Origin of the sequence: Paenibacillus puerhi, assembly GCF_009846885.1 — a bacterium.
Taxonomy (GTDB): domain Bacteria; phylum Bacillota; class Bacilli; order Paenibacillales; family NBRC-103111; genus Paenibacillus_G; species Paenibacillus_G puerhi.
Genome location: NZ_WUWM01000020.1, coordinates 20,030 through 36,225, shown reverse-complemented (window position 1 = coordinate 36,225; position 16,196 = coordinate 20,030). Strand labels below are relative to the sequence as shown.

The window sequence follows — 16,196 nt, the reverse complement described above, 5'->3', positions numbered from 1 at the left end:
CGATAAGCTGAGTAGCAGACAAAGCAGACAACTTATGATGCGATGCGCAATTGGTGGTCGATACGAATATCAGCATACCGTTTAGGCTAACACTATTCCTGTGAGATGAATTGGACCGCAAAGGAATGAAGAGCATTGAACTGGGTTGCCATACGAATTGCTGCAAGTGCTTTGCTTCTGGGCGGCCTTCTCATGCTATCGATGGCGGCTGATGCCGCCGTTCCCTCGTCCGAGCGGTCAGCGGCGGAGAAGCAGCTGCTGATGGGGCTGCAGGAAGAAGGCGTGTATCTGGTGATAGAGAAAAGAGCGAATCGCCTATCTGTCATTCATAATGGCCGGGTTATCCGCTCGATGCCCGTCGCGACAGGCCGACGTCCCGGCTTGACTCCATCTGGTGTTTTCCGCATCGTGACCAAGATCGTGAAGCCCTACTACGTACGCAAGCAAATAGCGGGCGGACATCCTGCGAATCCGCTTGGATCCCGATGGATGGGGCTCAACGTACCCGGCACCGGCGGATACACCTACGGGATTCACGGGACGAACCGTCCTCATGCCATAGGCTCAAGCGTTTCTTCCGGCTGTATCCGAATGCTGAACCGGGATGTGGAATGGTTGTACCGTCATTTGCCGCTGGGAACAGTCGTGCTGATCAAGGATTAAGCTTGTATAGAAATTCGGATTCATGAGCATCCTAAATGTAACGGTGATAAGAGAGGTGTGGTTCCGTTGAGCAGCAGAGCGGTTTCTACCAAGGAAGTTGTTAGTGAATCGAGGTAGAAGCGGAGGGATGTGCCAAAGACACGTTAGCGTAGTACCCCGTACTGCAAGCGTGATGAGGTAAGAACCGAGGTTTCGATTCAAGATTCATGGCAGTTACCAATTTTCACCGTTGGAAAGGACTCCGAGAGGGGTCCTTTTTCCATGTTTTCTTTTATATTGAGGCTTGTTCCATGTTTGTCCGTATCCAATTCCTCTCTTCCTGCATTAACTGATTCTATATCTGGAAGGGAAGGAGTTGAGATATATGGTCAATAGTCGTCCAGATGTCGTCACAATCCGATTTCGGTTCGATTCCCGGCATCGCCGGATCATCAACGGCTTCTGTGTAATAGGGAGCGCCCAGCCTTGCCGCAGCTTGCTATCGGTCGGTCTTCACCTGACTCCGGCTGTGCGCTGTTTACTCCGGAACGGGTTTCGCCTGGTTTTCAGGTCCCCCGGTGTGTGGGTATTCATTCGCAGGACCCATTAGTCACGGTCCGGGGCTTCCCGGCTGGTGCATTTTCACAAAAAGACTCTCTGCCCGATCAGGGCGGAGAGTTTTTTTAAAGGCTGCGATGCTTAAACTCATGCCAAAGTGCAGTTTTTTTACATAAATGGATTTCAGGGGGGGAACGTCTGCTATCATGCAGGAATTTCATGCGATATTTCCCTGAACAACCGGTTAAGCGGAAAAAAAGATGCACGTTTGCAGGAGTTTTACTTGGTGGTCAACTATAAGGCAAAAAAAGATGTACAGCTGCAGGTTTGTATGCACATGATGGATGTTGCCGATGAAGATCTAGCCGAATGTTACCATCTTATGTTCAACCTATACAGTAGAACGTTCCCGAAGTAACGTTAGTTGCGGGATCGGCTAACGGTTCAAAAGAGGTTGTCGATTCAATGTGAGTAACTGAGTTGAAACGTTCTGCTTTCGCTAACGGACCTCAGAGTCTCTATTTGCAGCATTTTCGCGATATTGAAAATCTAACGGACTCAGATGACGCTATTTGGTGCATTTCCGCCCATTCTATGCGGTTTTGACGTAAGTAAGGTCGTCTGTGTCCGTTTCAATTTGAACAGGCCCCACTTTTGTGAAATAGCGACTGTGGTGTCCGTTACGCTCAGCCTTTACTTAACTGCGCTGCCGTCCACAATGAATCGACAGCCTCAAAAAGTCCGTTAACCGTAACCCGCCACCGCTCCTATATTGCTCCACGATTACATTACTTTCAGATCGCTCTACTAATCGGAGCAAATCAAGCGGCCGGGTCGGGCTTGCCCAGGAAGCTCCAGAAGGCGCCGCCGAGCAGATTAGCGATGTCTCTGCGAATCTCCTCTTCCTCCAGCCGCCAGCCGGCGCGGAACAAATCGCCATATTTATCGCACAGCACCTTGGCGATAATCGTACGGGAATGATCCCATTTATAGATGAGCTGATCAAGAATCCGGCAGTCGGAATGTTGAGGAATAACACTGCCTCCAAGCAGCTCCAGGCGCATCCGGGTCATTTCCTCGATCAGGCTCGGATTGTTCAGGAACCACCAGCAGCCGAACACAAGGAGGTTGCGATTTTTCCGCGCTGTGACGGCCAGCTCGTGCTGGTTCTCGCGTGAGAGCATGGTCACCAGGAATTTCACGTCCTGATTGCGGCTGACGATCCGCTCCACCGCGCCGATATCGCTTCGTCCAAGGCTGTCTCCGGCAACCTTCAACGAAGGATTGACCTGGCGCTTGACGCCGATCATCAGGGCGAAGGGGATGCCGGCTTCGCGGGCGACGGGGAGGATGCACTCCTCGATCACCCTCCCGCGTACGGAGGCTTCCGGATAGGCAAAATCATCCGGCAGGGACACTGCCATGTATAACGGATTGATCCGGCCGATCCAGTCTTTAAGGAAGCGGCGGATCTCATGAACGGTATCGCCGGAGAAATCCTGGGCCACCCGGTAGCCCTGCTGCTCGAGGGCAAGATAGGCCTGATCCCAGCCGTTCAGCAGCGGATCGATGCGCAAGGCGGTCAGAAACCGGGGATCGCCGCCGGCCGTTCCGTTTATCCAGTGTGCCCGCTCGTAATCGTCGAAGGGATCGTTCGTCATGACGACGGTGCGGACGCCCGAGAGTGCGAAGATGCGATCGATGTACTCGCTTGCCGGAATTTGCTCCAGCTGCTTCCGATATCCGTCCAGATCCCGGGTGGAGAGGTCAAGGCCAAGACGTCCCAGTACGGTGACCACACCCCGGCAGGCTTCGCTGTAAGGGGAGTTATCGATGAACAGCGTTTGCCAGATCAGATCCGCCTGTTCCCGCTTGCTCATGCTCCAGAAGGTATCATAGGCCAGGTCAGGCTTGAAGCGGAACATCTCGGCGATCAAGTAATGATAGGTGAGAAGCTCGTCGATTCCCCATAAGAGCAGGTCGCCGAAGCTTTCGGCGAATAAATGGGTATGAATGTCGGTAACCGGAGTCCGGCGAACCGTTTCCTGAATAAATGCGGTTAGTTGTTCCTCGCTATGAATAGGCATAATCCTGAACATCCTCCTGGTAAAAGGGTAGGTCAACCATGCACATATGGTTATGCACACGTTAACAATCAAGCTTATTATAACACGTGCTAAGCTGGGTGAACAGTTAGGATTCCGGGCGGGTTCCGGGATTGGGCGAATGTACGGGTCGGATAGTTCCGGCTGCGCATAAGCTGCAAGGGAAGCCAAGTATCCAACAGGAAGGAAGAATCCGATGCGCGGCTATGAAGGGGTCTTGCTTATCCTCTTACTGTTCATTTTACTATTTATTCTGCTTCTGCTCGTATGGTAGCCGGAACCGGAACCGGAACCAATAGCCTGAACGCGACAAAGCCCGGGGCTCTCCGAAGAGAGACGCCGGGCTTTGCTGCGTCCGGTCTTCCCGGACGTACCTCGAATAATCAGAAGCCTTTGTACTGAGGTTCCTCGTTCTCCAACTGTTGCACGCGCGAGTTGACTTGGTCAACGATTTGCTGAGTTTGCTTCGCGCAGTTTTCGAACAGAGATTTGGCTTCCTGATTTTGCGTGCCCAGAGCGAATGTTTCCAGGCTGGCTTGCGCGCTTTTCAGCGAAGCTAGCGTTGTTTTTACCTGCGATGCTACGGTCATACTGATCACCTCCCGACTCCTAATATGCACAAAGCTGAAGGAAGCATGAATGTAAATAATAACCAGCCCTTAGGGCGCTGGAAACGAATCATAATTTTCTGGATAGAGGCAAAGGCTAGAGAGGTACGCCATACCGGTTCTATAGATTTCAATTCCGACGAAGGGGGGGGAAGTTCTTGGCAGAATGGATGAACATTGCGGTACGCTCATTTGCTGCGGTTTTGATTTTGTTTTCCATCACGCGCATTTTAGGAAAAAAGCAAATCTCGCAGCTTACCTTTTTCGAATATATGACAGGAATAGCCATCGGGGAACTGGCGGGCTTTATTTCCACCGATCTGGAGGCTCACTTCATGCATGGCGTCGTGGCGATCCTGGTCTGGTTCCTCATCCCGTTCGTATTTGAAGGGCTGACGCAAAAGAGCAAGCATCTAAGGGATTGGGTCGAGGGGAAAGGCACCGTCTTGATCAAAGAAGGAAAGATCATGGAGGATAATCTGAAGAAGGAACGGTACTCGGCGGATGAATTGCTGGCGCAGCTCAGGACTAAAAATGTGTTCAACATAGCAGATGTCGAATTTGCCAATCTGGAGACAAGCGGGGATGTGTCCGTGCTGCTGAAGCGGGAAAACCAGCCGTTGACCCCGAAGCATCTGGGGATCAAGGTGGCGCCCGAAAGCGAGCCGCAAGCCGTCATTATTGACGGCAATATCATGGACGAGCCGCTGGCTACCGCAGGTCTCAGCCGGGAGTGGCTGCAAACCGAGCTGGAGAAAATAGGCGTAACGCTAGAGAATGTATTTCTCGGTCAGGCTGACGCTTACGGTCAGTTAACGGTCGATCTGTACGACGATGTGATTAAACTCCCTTCGCCTACCGTAAAACCTCTGCTGCTCGCCACGTTGAAGAAATGCGAGGCGGACCTGACGTTGTTCGGTCTAAGCACCCGGAACCCGAGCACCAAATCGATGTATGAGGACGCGGTAAAGCGGATGGGGCATGTGATTCAGCAGGTGGAGCCGCTGCTCAAAATGTAGGTAACGAAGGGAGTGCTTGCCAGCATGTCAACCAAGTCCAAGATGAAAAAGCTGACGTGGACACAGCAGGAATATCAGGAATTAGCCAAGCAGCGGGAGCCGGTCAGGCCTGTTTTCCGCAACAGTCTTCGCGCCTTTCTGGTAGGGGGGCTGATATGTATCGTCGGCCAGTTGATCAAAGAGGGGTTTATGCACTGGTTTCATTTTGACCAGAAATCTGCGGGCGATCCGACCGTAGCCGTTCTGATCTTTATTTCGGTGCTTCTGACCAGCTTTGGCGTATACGATAAGCTGGCCCAGTGGGCCGGCGCGGGCTCTGCCGTTCCCGTGACGGGCTTTGCCAACTCGGTCTGCTCGGCGGCGCTGGAGCATAAAAGCGAGGGCTACGTACTAGGGGTCGGGGGGAATATGTTCAAGCTTGCGGGCTCAGTGATCGTCTTCGGGACGGTGACGGCTTTCTTCGTGGGCTTGATTCATTGGATTCTCGGCATAGGAGGACATTAGCATGCTCAAGGGACACCAAAGCTGGGAGTTCCCCAGCAAGCCGGTGATCCTGGCGACGGCAACGGTAGTCGGACCGGATGAGGGCCAGGGTCCGCTCTCCGATCAGTTCGATATTGTGCACGGCGATACTAAGCTGGGCCAGGACAGCTGGGAGAAGGCGGAGAAGAAAATGATGGAGGAAGCGGCCGAGCATGCTATCCAGAGCGCAAATCTGACTAAGGAGCATGTCCAGTTCTACGTAGGCGGCGATCTGATGAACCAGATCATCAGCAACAGCTTCGCCGTACGCACGATGCAGATTCCTTACCTGGGCATCTTCGGCGCCTGCTCGACTTCCATGGAGGGCCTGGCCATCGCATCCATGCTGGTGGACGGAGGCTATGCCAGCTATGCGATGGCAGGTACTTGCAGCCATAACTGTACGGCCGAGAAGCAGTTCCGTTATCCGACGGAGTATGGCTCGCAGAAGCCGCCTTCCGCGCAATATACGGTTACCGGAGCAGGTTGTGCGGTGATCGGCAAGCAAGGAGACGGCCCCAAGGTAACCGGGGCCACGATCGGCCGGGTTGTCGATATGGGGATCAAGGACCCCTTTAATATGGGGGCTGCCATGGCGCCTGCCGCGGTGGATACCCTTCAATCGCATTTTCGCGATTTTGACCGGGACCCGGGGTATTACGATCTGATTGTCACCGGGGATCTGGCCGCAGTCGGGTATGATATAGCACTCGACCTGCTGCACAAGCATCATATTCCGATCGGTCAGACGACTTACAAGGACTGCGGCCTGATGATCTACGATCGGAATAAACAGCAGGTGCAGGCAGGCGGAAGCGGCTGCGGGTGCTCCGCAACGGTGACCTACGGCCATCTGTACAGGCTTCTAAAGAAGGGCGAGCTGAAGCGGGTTCTCGTCGTAGCTACGGGTGCGCTGCTGTCGCCGATTTCCTTTCAGCAAGGCGAAAGTATACCCGGCATCGCACACGCGGTTGCCATCGAAAGCGGGGTGTAACCACATGAACTGGATGCAAATGCTCTGGGCTTTTCTGATCGGCGGAGCAATCTGCGTGATAGGCCAGATCATGATCGACGTGTTTCGCATGACACCGGCCCATACGATGAGCTCGCTGGTCGTAGCGGGCGCATTGGTCGAAGCCATTCCTTACGGCAATAAAGGCCTGTACGATAAATTTATCGAATTCGCCGGCGCCGGCGCTTCCGTGCCGATCACGAGCTTCGGCAATGCGCTGGTCAACGGCGCTTTAAGCGAATTAAAGGACCATGGGCCCATAGGGATTATAACCGGCATCTTTCAGGTGACAAGCGCCGGTATATCGGCCGCGATTATTTTCTCCTTTCTCGCCGCGCTTGTGTTCAAGCCGCAAGGCTAGGAACGGAAAGGCGCTTAGAGTTACTACGAGCGTTTAGTAGACGTAAGAGCTCCTGAGAGGGAGCTTTTTTGCATTTCTCCAAACAATTTCATGAATTTTACACGTATACGGCAATTTTTGTATCCGTTACAATGGAAAGTAAACCATGCAAACGAACCCTTTATACCGTTTATTACGTATTGCATTTGTATGGGTGAAATAGTAGCCACTGATAGTCACTGACACCGAAGGAGGAACGGCTGATGGAAACGATGATTCGAGCCGAGGTACAAGCGTTAAAGCTTATACAAGCCAACTTGGAATCCTGCATTCTCGGGAAATCCGATGAAATTTCGTTATTGCTGACAGCTATGCTTGCAGGAGGTCACGTGCTTCTGGAGGACGTGCCGGGGACAGGCAAAACCGTAATGATTAAAGCGCTTGCCAAATCGATTCACGGCCAGTTTCGCCGTATACAATGCAATCCGGATTTATTGCCTACGGATATTACGGGGGTATCCATTTACCATCCGAAGGATGAGATTTTCATATTCCGGCCCGGTCCGATCATGACTCATATTTTGCTTGCGGACGAAATCAACCGGGCCACCACCAAAACTCAATCCGCGCTGCTGGAAGCCATGGAGGAAAGATCGGTGACCGTGGACGGCGAAACGCATGAGCTGCCGAGGCCGTTCCTCCTGCTTGCCACACAGAACCCGATTGACTTTGAAGGAACCTATACGCTGCCGGAAGCTCAGCTGGACCGGTTTATGATGAAGTTCAGCCTTGGCTACCCGGACGCTGAGACGGAGACGCGAATGGTCGCCTCCCAAAGCATTTCTCATCCCTTGGAGGGAATCGAGGCGGTATCGGGAGTCGATCAGATTTTGTCGCTTCAGCAGCAGGTCAAGCTTGTTCACCTGGATGAGGCGGTGGCGGCTTATCTGGTCGGCATCACGCGGGCTACGCGCGAGCATGCCGCCGTCTACCTCGGGGCTAGCCCGCGGGCTACGCTTGCCCTCGTCCAGGCGTCCAAGGCTTATGCCCTGCTTCAGCAGCGCGATTATGTCATTCCCGATGACATCAAATTTCTGGCGCCGTACGTATTGGGACACCGGTTGATCCTGCAAGCGGAAGCGCGCATGGAAGGAGCGTCTGTTTCGTCCGTCCTGCAATCGGTATTCCAGCAAGTGAAGGTGCCCGTACGTTGGGAGAAGTGATGCCATGAGATCCACGCTTGTTCATAAATGGTTGGATCGTCCGCGCTATGGACGCAAGTTCTGGGCGGTCGCGGCCGCTTTGCTGGGCAGTCTTGCCTTTCTCCTGTTCCAGGGCGGGAAGCTGGCGCTGATGCTGTTCGTCGTCATGCTGCTGCTTAGCATCTACCTGCTGCTGGGTCAGTGGAGCGGGATCAAGCGGACGCACGGCACGCGGACGATGCCGGCTGCCGAGGGAAACTCTTCCTTCGAGGCCGGTACGACGATCCGGATAAAGGTGCAGCTGACGATTCCAGGATTTTGGCCGATCCCGTATGTATTCGTTAAAGACAGGATGCTTCACAGAAACGGCCGCGAACTGGCCTTCGAGACGACGCTGGTGCCTGACTGGCGGCGCAGGGCGGACTGGGAATACCGGACGCCCGCTCTGCGCAGAGGACACTATACGTTCGAACGCATCGAATGCGTGACGGAGGATATATTCGGCTTGTTCGAGCACCGCGGCGAGGTGGAGCTGACGCAGAGCATCTCGGTGCTGCCTCAGACGATTCCGATCCGGGATTGGCAGCAATACAATCAGATGATGAAGGGGACCAATCATCATTCGTCCACCACGAGAGCGGTGCGCGAAACGACCCAGATCAATGGCGTGCGCGAATATATGTATGGGGATCGAATTTCCCGGATTCACTGGAATGCCACGGCCAAGACAGGCACCTGGAAGTCCAAGGAGTTCGAGCGGGAGTCGCTGCCCCGGACTTATATCGTTCTTGACCGGGGTCAGTTTGCCTACGACGATCCGGAGCAGTTCGAGCTGGCGGTTTCGATCGCGGCATCGCTCTTTCAGTACGGCTCACACCGGAGCTTGGCGCTCGGACTCGTATCGAGCGGCAAGGACAACACCTTCTTCGAAGCGCGTCAGGGGCATAATCAGCACCACCAGGTACTTCAGCATCTGATCGACGTCGAAGCGGACTGTCCTCATCCGATTCGCACGGTTCTGAAGGATAAAGTACAGCGTTTCGCGCCTGGAAGCTTTATTACCATCATCAGCTCCGTCTCCGGAGAGCCCATGCTGCAGCTGATGCAATGGCTTAAGCAGCAGCAGATGAACCCGTGTCATATCTGGATAGCTCCCCCGGCCGTTCGCCAGGAAGGCTGGCTTCTTCAGCTTCGGAGCCGCGGCATCGTCTGCTATCCGATCCAGCAGCTGAGCGAGCTGCCTGCGCAGTTGGGAGGGCGTAACGGATGACGGACAAATCGATGAATTGGCGGCAAAAGCTGCTTTTTGACGAATGGCCTCACCGGCTTACCGTTATACTATGCGGGGTCTACCTGCTGCAGCTCGTCCTCTGGTTCCAGAAGGAGGATTACTGGTGGCTGCCCGAGACCGTCGTGATCATTCAGTTGACGCTCTTGGCAGTAGCCGTACTCGAGCATATTCCATGGATGCACTGGATGCTGCGCGGCTTGCTGCAGCTGACGGCGATTGTCGTGATCCAGACGAAGGTTCTCGTCCGGTACGAGGTGATTGAGCCGATGACGCTCGGCAGCTTCTTCACCTCCAAGCTGTTTCTGAATTTATATGAGCTTACCCCGTATCTCTGGTTTGGCCTCGGAGCCTGGGTTGCTTATCTGACGATGATCTGGTGGGTGGAGTCCAAGTGGCGCATTTATTTCCTTCTCGTCGTCAGTGTCCTGGCACTCTGCATCCGGGATTCCTTCTCCACCGTATACCTGTGGCCGCAGGTTGCCATCATGCTGGGATGCGGACTTTTCCTGGTCATCCTGGCGCACTTCCGCCGCCTCCGTCAGAAGGATCCCGCAGCCTGGCGGCAGCTGGCGGACTATCCGTTCTCCATTGCGGTGCCGGTAACCGCTATGATCGTGCTTACTCTACTGGTCGGGGTGGCGATGCCGGAGGTGAGCCCGACCTTTACCGATCCGTATACGGCTTGGAGGGCCTATCGGGGCGAGCCGATGAACTTCTCTACCGGCAAGGGCGTACAAGTATCGGCGAGCGTCGATGCGATGGACGCTTCGTCCGGCTACAGCCGCAATGACCGTTTCCTCGGAAGCGGCTTTCAGTTCGATTATACGCCGGTGATGACCGTGGACACGACGCATCGCGGATACTGGCGCGGGGAGACGCTGTCCCTATACACCGGACGCGGGTGGCAGGAGAGCGAGCAGGAAAGGGGCTCTTGGACCCAAGTAAGAGCGGACAGCCCGCTTGCCTCGGACCTGAAGCTGCCCGGGGATCAGATGAAGACGCTTGAGGTGACTCAGACGGTCACGCTGCTGACGGAGGAGAAGTATCCCGTGCTGTTCGGAGCGTACGCCGTCCAGCGCATTCTGGAGATGAACGGCGCGCGAACCGGCTTCGAGGCGCTCCAATGGTCTCCCTCGCAGGGCGAACTCCGGTACAGCGAGCGGCTTCCTTATCCGAAAACCTACACCCTTGTCTCACAAATGCCGATCATCGATGAAGAAGCGCTCCGCAAGCTTCCGCGCGAGACGGCGAGGGCGGAGACGGCGCCGTACCTGCAGCTTCCGAGCCAGCTGCCCGAACGGGTGCGGACCCTTGCGCAGGACATCACGAAGACGGCGACCAACGACTACGACAAGGCCAAGCTGATCGAACAGTATTTGAGCCTGAATTATTCGTATACGAATAAGCCGGATTTGACCAAAGGCAGCAGCCGGGATTTCGTCGACCGGTTCCTCTTTGAGATCAAGCAGGGCTACTGCGATTATTTCTCCACCTCCATGGCGGTGCTGGCCAGATCCGTTGGACTTCCGGCGCGATGGGTCAAGGGCTATTCGTCCGGCGCTACGGAGTATGAGCAGCCGACCTTCGGGTTTGTTCCTGAGGAGCTGCTCGATCCGAATGCCGGGGGACTCTACACCGTACGCAACTCCGATGCGCACTCGTGGGTAGAGATTTACTTCAGCGGCTACGGCTGGATACCCTTCGAGCCGACCGCGGGCTTCTCGATGCCGCGCGCGCTGCCTGCAAACGAGCCGATTGTGGACACAAGCACCGTCATCCCACCCGCGGAGGAAAGTGTCGTAGAAACAGAACCGGCCGTCAGCATTCCTTATTATGTAGGGGGCGGGATCGCCCTGGCGGTTCTCGCGCTGGCTGCGTTTGCCGTTTGGCGCTGGCAGCTGATCGACCTGGTCCGAGAGCGGGCTAGAAGGCGCCGCGCGTCCCTGTTGAAGCAGAAGCTGATCATCGAATGCGAGCGTCTGCTGCGGATATTCCGCCGCCATGGCTATGTGCGGGAGGAGCACGAGACGCTGCGCGAAGCCGTTCGGCGCTGGACGAACAAGAGCAGATGGATGAAAGGCGAGCTGGATATCGTATTGAATCACTTTGAGAAGGCGAAATATGGAAAAGAAGAAATCACCGAAGAGGATTGGCGTCAGACGACGCAGATCGTCGAGAAGCTTCGTTCGCAGATGTAACGCCCAATCCCCCCGTTCTGAGGAACGGGGGGATTGGCGCCTTCAAGGCCGCTCTTCGCGGGGGCGTCGCTCGGAAATATCGGGTGTGCCGGAAGAGACCGGATTGGCGGGATGGTCGAGAATGCCCGGTGTCCGCCGCTGATTCTCCAATAGCTTGCGAATCTCCCGGAGCTCCTTGAGCTGCAGCTTTTGCAGCCACACTTGCTGAGAAGTATCTATTGCCCATCGGATGATTAGGAATAGAATGAGTCCAAGTATCACAAACATTATGATCTCCATCGCGCCGTCGCCTCCTTCTTTGTGCTGTCCTAACGATTATATTCATTAAACGCATCTTTTTCCAAAAGGTTCCATGTGCTCTAGGGCGAATCTTCCCAGATTCGGGCATTTGATAGAGGAGGGATTCCCACTTTGATGAAAAAGGACAAGTATGGTATAGTTTGACGTATATAGCCAATGTTTCTTGAGGTGAACGCTTTGCTGAATAAGCTCATTCCGCGCGAACAGGTAAACAGCATTTACGAAATCGAACTGGACACGTTATGGAAGCAGGGATACCGGGGCATCATTACGGACTTGGACAATACGCTGGTGGGGGCCAAGGCGCCGCTCGCGACGCCGGAGTTGATCGATTGGCTGAAGGTAATCGGCCAGATCGGCTTTCAGGTCGTCATTGTATCGAACAATCAGCGGGCCAGAGTGACCAAGTTTGCCGAGCCTCTGTCCCTGCCTTTTATTTATCAGGCGAAGAAGCCGACTCACGCGTCGTTCCGCAAGGCGCTGCAACTGATGAACCTGCAGGCGGAGCAGGCTGTTGTTGTCGGCGATCAGATGCTGACCGATGTACTCGGCGGCAACCGGCTAGGGCTGTACACGATTCTGGTAAGTCCGATCGCGATTGCCGACGAGGGCTTCTTTACCAAGGTAAACCGGACCATCGAGAAGGCCGCACTAAAGATTATGAAAAGGTAGGGAACGTATGACGCTTGACCGCGAACAACCGCAAGAGGAACTTTATTGCTCGGGCTGCGGCGTCCGGCTGCAGACCGAGGATGCGCAGAAGCTGGGCTATGTGCCCGCATCGGCATTAACCCGCACGCCGCTGATCTGCCAGCGCTGCTTTCGCATTAAGAATTACAATGAATCGTCGAGCATCACGCTGAATCAGGATGATTTTCTGCGTCTGCTCACCCATGTCGGCTCGACCGAGTCGCTGGTCGTGAACATTGTCGATCTCTTCGACTTTGAAGGAAGCATGATCTCGGGCTTGGCCCGCTTCGTAGGCAAGAATCCGATCGTGCTTGTCGTGAATAAAATCGATCTGCTGCCCAAGGTGACCAACTACAACCGGATATTGAACTGGGTGCAGCGTCAAGTGAAGGAAGCCGGGCTGCGCGTCGTCGAGGTTGTGCTCTGCTCAGCCAAGAAGAACATGGGCTTCGAGCGCGTGATCGAGGCCATCGAGGAGCATCGGAAGGGCCGCGATATCTATGTGGTCGGGGCGACCAATGTCGGCAAGTCCACGCTGATCAACCGGCTTATTCGCGATTACAGCGATTTGGACGCGGAGCTTACGACGTCGCAATATCCGGGTACGACGCTGGATCTGGTCCGTATTCCGATGGACGACGGCTCGTCGATCATCGACACGCCGGGGATCGTCTATAAGCACCGGATGACGGAGCTTGTCGGGAAGAAGGATCTTATGAAGCTTATGCCCGATAAGCCGGTCAAGCCGCTGGTGTTTCAGCTTAATGAGCGGCAGACCGTGTTCTTCGGCAGTCTGGCGCGTTTTGACTTCGTTCAAGGGGAACGCCAATCGTTCACCTTCTACGTATCCAATGCGCTGAAAGCGCACCGGACGAAGCTGGAGAAGGCCGACGCGCTCTATGAGGAGCATAAGGGAGGCATACTCTCTCCTCCGGCTTTGGAAGAGCTGGAGCTGCTTCCCGCCTTGACCAAGCATGCGATCCGCATCCCCAAAGGAAAGCCTATGGATGTGTCCATTTCGGGGATAGGCTGGATCAAGGCCAACAGCGAGGCAGGCGCGGACCTTGTGATCCATGTGCCCAAAGGCGTGAAGGTCGCTTTGCGGGAATCGCTGATTTAGAGCAGTCGATCATTAAGCGGCGGGGAACCGGACTCTGTATGTGTACCGCTAGTCATCCCGGCGGACGGCCGACCCGGCTTGCCGGGGACATAGGCTGGCAAGCAGCCGCAAGACAAAAAGAGGAGAGCAAGTTTATGGGGGAGCTTCATAACGAGCAAGTCCTTAAGACGCCTCATGCCAAGCTGGACAGTCATACGGTGATGTTTGGCGTGTTCGGGGATCCGATCCGGCATTCCAAATCGCCGGTTATGCTGAACCGGGCATTCGAGGTGAGCGGGATCAACGCCGCATATGGCGCGTTTCACATCCTGCCGGGCACGCTGAAGCATGCGATAGCAGGCATCCGCGCCCTGCAGTTCCGTGGCGTCAATGTCACAGTTCCGCACAAGCTGGAAGTGATGGACTATCTGGATGAAATCGACGAGGGAGCCAGGATCATCGGCGCCGTCAACACGATCGTGAACGATAACGGCCGCCTGACCGGATATAACACCGACGGCATCGGCTATATGCGCTCTCTGAAGGAAGAGACGGGACTTGACCTTCGCGGACGCAAGGTGCTGATGCTTGGAGCAGGCGGCGCGGCGCGCGGCGTCGGTTATGCGATCGCCAAGGAAGGCGCCGCTCATATCTATATCGCTAACCGGACGAAATCAAAAGCCGAAGAACTCGCCGAGTCGATGAACGGCTTCTCCAGCGTCTCCGGTCACGGCCTGGATGAGCTGGGCAGGCTTGCCGGCGAGGCGGCGCTGATCGTCAACAATACGTCGGTCGGGATGCATCCCCATGTTGAGGAGTCTCCGATGGATGTTTCCTTGATTCAAGAAGGAACCGTAGTCAGCGATCTGGTGTACAATCCGCTGATGACGAAATTTTTGCGCGATGCCCGCGATCAACGCGGAGCAACCATTCACAGCGGGCTGGGGATGTTTATTTATCAAGGCGCCTATGCTTTCGAATACTGGACAGGCAAGCCCGCACCCGTCGAAGCGATGCGCGAAGTCGTGCTCGCCTCCTTCGGGCAATAAACCAATAAACCTCGAGCAACCGTGTATAGAAGAAGGGAAACGACAAGATGCTATCAGGTAAACAAAAACGTTATTTACGCGCGCAAGCGCATCATTTGAGCCCGATCTTTCAGGTCGGCAAAGGCGGCGTCAACGATCATCTGATCCGCCATATCGTCGAAGCGATTGAGGTGCGGGAGCTGATGAAGGTATCCGTGCTGAATAACAATTCCGATGACCGTCAGGAAGTGGCCGAAGAGCTGGCGGCGGGCGCCGGCGCAGAACTCGTGCAAGTCATTGGCAGCACGATCATCCTGTACAAGGAATCGCGCGATCACAAGACGATCGAGCTGCCTTAACGCGGCCGATAACCGGGCATACTGAGCGAAGAGGTGAGCCATATGAAGATTGGACTCATGGGCGGCACCTTTGATCCGATCCATATCGGACATCTGCTGGCTGCGCAGAGCGTTTGCGAGGAGCTTGGCCTGGACGAGGTTTGGTTTATGCCGGCCAATGTGCCGCCTCACAAGGAACGCCCCGTCGGAGCGGCTCCGCACCAGCGGCTGGAGATGGTCCGTCTGGCGATAGAAGGCCATGACCGGTTCCGGACGACGGCCGTGGAGCTGGAGAAGGGCGGCGTGTCGTACAGCATCGAAACGGTCTTGTTGCTCCGGAACCAATATCCCGGACATGACTTTTACTACATTATCGGAGCCGACATGGTCCGTTACTTGCCCAAATGGGTCCGGATCGACGAGCTGACCGGGCTCGTGACGTTCGTCGGCCTGCAGCGGCCGGGATATGAGGCGGGACTGGACGGGCTGCCGCAACATATCCGCGCTGCCGTCCGGCTCGCCTCGATGCCCCAGATCGAGCTTTCCTCTACCTTGATCCGCGAGCGGAAAGCTGCCGGGCTGCCGGTGCGTTACATGGTGCCGGACCGGGTAAACCATTACATCGAGGTGAACCGATTATATGAAACGTGAGGATATCATCGCCTCGGTGAAGGAACAGATGCCCGAGCGTCGCTGGGCACATACGGTTGGCGTTATGGAGACGGCCGTGCTGCTTGCGAACCGGTTCGGCGAGGACCCGGTGAAGGCGGAGCTGGCGGCCATCCTGCATGATGTCTGCAAGTATTGGCGGACTGATGAGCAGGCGGAGATCATCCGAAAGCATGGCTTGCCGTCCGACCTGCTCGACTATGACAAGGAGCTGTGGCATGCCCATGCGGGAGCCTGGCTTGCGGAAACTCGATACGGCGTGACCGATGAGGAAGTGCTGGACGCCATCCGCTATCATACGTCGGGGCGGGAGAATATGACAGGCCTCGACAAAGTCGTCTGCCTGGCTGATTATATGGAGCCAGGGCGCGACTTCCCGCATGTGCAGCTTATTCGGCAGGAAGCGGAGCATAGCTTGGAGAAGGCGCTGCTCGCAGGCTTTGACGGCACGATCCGTTTTCTGCTCGATAAAGGGAAGCGGATTTATCCGCTGACGCTTGCGGCGCGCAACGGACTTTTAGTAGAGCTGGAGCGGCAAGCGGCTGCCCGGCAGACGGAACAATAAGGGAGGAACA

17 protein-coding genes are annotated in these 16,196 nt (G+C 55.4%); 14 read left to right on the top strand and 3 right to left on the bottom strand.

Annotation, left to right across the window (positions count from 1 at the left end):
* The first annotated feature begins 192 nt into the window (after nt 1-192).
* Entirely contained in the window at nt 193-663 is a 471-nt protein-coding gene (locus GSF01_RS18175) for a L,D-transpeptidase (RefSeq protein WP_159886529.1), read from the top strand.
* Nucleotides 664-2,021: 1,358 nt separating this feature from the next.
* Here GSF01_RS18175 and GSF01_RS18170 read toward each other — a convergent pair.
* Nucleotides 2,022-3,287, bottom strand: a complete 1,266-nt coding sequence (locus tag GSF01_RS18170) for a glucuronate isomerase (protein WP_159886527.1) — start codon at nt 3,285-3,287, stop codon at nt 2,022-2,024.
* Between the two features lie 401 nt (nt 3,288-3,688).
* The gene (locus GSF01_RS18165) at nt 3,689-3,895 is read right to left on the bottom strand and encodes a DUF1657 domain-containing protein (protein WP_159886525.1); all 207 of its coding nucleotides are present in this window, start codon (nt 3,893-3,895) and stop codon (nt 3,689-3,691) included.
* Between the two features lie 176 nt (nt 3,896-4,071).
* Here GSF01_RS18165 and GSF01_RS18160 point away from each other — a divergent pair, with 176 nt between their 5' ends.
* From GSF01_RS18160 to GSF01_RS18130, 7 genes are all read left to right on the top strand, one after another.
* A complete protein-coding gene (locus GSF01_RS18160) occupies nt 4,072-4,932 on the top strand; it encodes a DUF421 domain-containing protein (protein ID WP_201305429.1) in 861 nt (286 codons plus the stop codon).
* A 24-nt stretch (nt 4,933-4,956) separates the two neighbouring features.
* A complete protein-coding gene (spoVAC, locus tag GSF01_RS18155) occupies nt 4,957-5,436 on the top strand; it encodes a stage V sporulation protein AC (protein ID WP_159886522.1) in 480 nt (159 codons plus the stop codon).
* Between the two features lies 1 nt (nt 5,437).
* Nucleotides 5,438-6,448 carry a stage V sporulation protein AD gene (gene spoVAD, locus GSF01_RS18150; protein WP_159886520.1) on the top strand — a complete coding sequence of 337 codons (1,011 nt, stop codon included), beginning with the start codon at nt 5,438-5,440 and terminating at the stop codon, nt 6,446-6,448.
* Nucleotides 6,449-6,461: 13 nt separating this feature from the next.
* The gene (gene spoVAE, locus GSF01_RS18145; RefSeq protein WP_159886698.1) at nt 6,462-6,827 is read left to right on the top strand and encodes a stage V sporulation protein AE; all 366 of its coding nucleotides are present in this window, start codon (nt 6,462-6,464) and stop codon (nt 6,825-6,827) included.
* Nucleotides 6,828-7,069: 242 nt separating this feature from the next.
* Nucleotides 7,070-8,029, top strand: coding sequence for an AAA family ATPase (locus tag GSF01_RS18140; protein ID WP_159886518.1), 960 nt, complete (start codon nt 7,070-7,072; stop codon nt 8,027-8,029).
* Nucleotides 8,030-8,033: 4 nt separating this feature from the next.
* Entirely contained in the window at nt 8,034-9,278 is a 1,245-nt protein-coding gene (locus GSF01_RS18135) for a DUF58 domain-containing protein (protein ID WP_159886516.1), read from the top strand.
* Nucleotides 9,275-11,497 (top strand): transglutaminase TgpA family protein, encoded by a 2,223-nt coding sequence (locus GSF01_RS18130; RefSeq protein WP_159886514.1) that lies wholly within the window; start codon nt 9,275-9,277, stop codon nt 11,495-11,497. The genes GSF01_RS18135 and GSF01_RS18130 overlap by 4 nt, the downstream gene beginning before the upstream one ends.
* A gap of 42 nt (nt 11,498-11,539) precedes the next feature.
* Here the strand turns inward: GSF01_RS18130 and GSF01_RS18125 are convergent, their stop codons facing one another.
* Nucleotides 11,540-11,776, bottom strand: a complete 237-nt coding sequence (locus GSF01_RS18125; protein ID WP_159886512.1) for a hypothetical protein — start codon at nt 11,774-11,776, stop codon at nt 11,540-11,542.
* A gap of 198 nt (nt 11,777-11,974) precedes the next feature.
* Here GSF01_RS18125 and GSF01_RS18120 point away from each other — a divergent pair, with 198 nt between their 5' ends.
* From GSF01_RS18120 to yqeK, 6 genes are all read left to right on the top strand, one after another.
* On the top strand, nt 11,975-12,469 hold the full coding sequence (locus GSF01_RS18120; protein ID WP_159886510.1) for a YqeG family HAD IIIA-type phosphatase: 495 nt from the start codon (nt 11,975-11,977) through the stop codon (nt 12,467-12,469).
* 7 nt (nt 12,470-12,476) lie between these two features.
* The gene (gene yqeH / locus GSF01_RS18115) at nt 12,477-13,607 is read left to right on the top strand and encodes a ribosome biogenesis GTPase YqeH (RefSeq protein WP_159886508.1); all 1,131 of its coding nucleotides are present in this window, start codon (nt 12,477-12,479) and stop codon (nt 13,605-13,607) included.
* A gap of 134 nt (nt 13,608-13,741) precedes the next feature.
* Nucleotides 13,742-14,635, top strand: coding sequence for a shikimate dehydrogenase (aroE, locus tag GSF01_RS18110; RefSeq protein WP_159886697.1), 894 nt, complete (start codon nt 13,742-13,744; stop codon nt 14,633-14,635).
* A 47-nt stretch (nt 14,636-14,682) separates the two neighbouring features.
* Nucleotides 14,683-14,973 carry a ribosome assembly RNA-binding protein YhbY gene (gene yhbY / locus GSF01_RS18105; protein ID WP_159886506.1) on the top strand — a complete coding sequence of 97 codons (291 nt, stop codon included), beginning with the start codon at nt 14,683-14,685 and terminating at the stop codon, nt 14,971-14,973.
* Nucleotides 14,974-15,015: 42 nt separating this feature from the next.
* The gene (locus GSF01_RS18100) at nt 15,016-15,603 is read left to right on the top strand and encodes a nicotinate-nucleotide adenylyltransferase (RefSeq protein WP_159886504.1); all 588 of its coding nucleotides are present in this window, start codon (nt 15,016-15,018) and stop codon (nt 15,601-15,603) included.
* Complete coding sequence (gene yqeK, locus GSF01_RS18095; protein WP_159886502.1) at nt 15,593-16,186, top strand: bis(5'-nucleosyl)-tetraphosphatase (symmetrical) YqeK; 594 nt, start codon at nt 15,593-15,595, stop codon at nt 16,184-16,186. The genes GSF01_RS18100 and yqeK overlap by 11 nt, the downstream gene beginning before the upstream one ends.
* Nucleotides 16,187-16,196 lie beyond the last annotated feature (10 nt).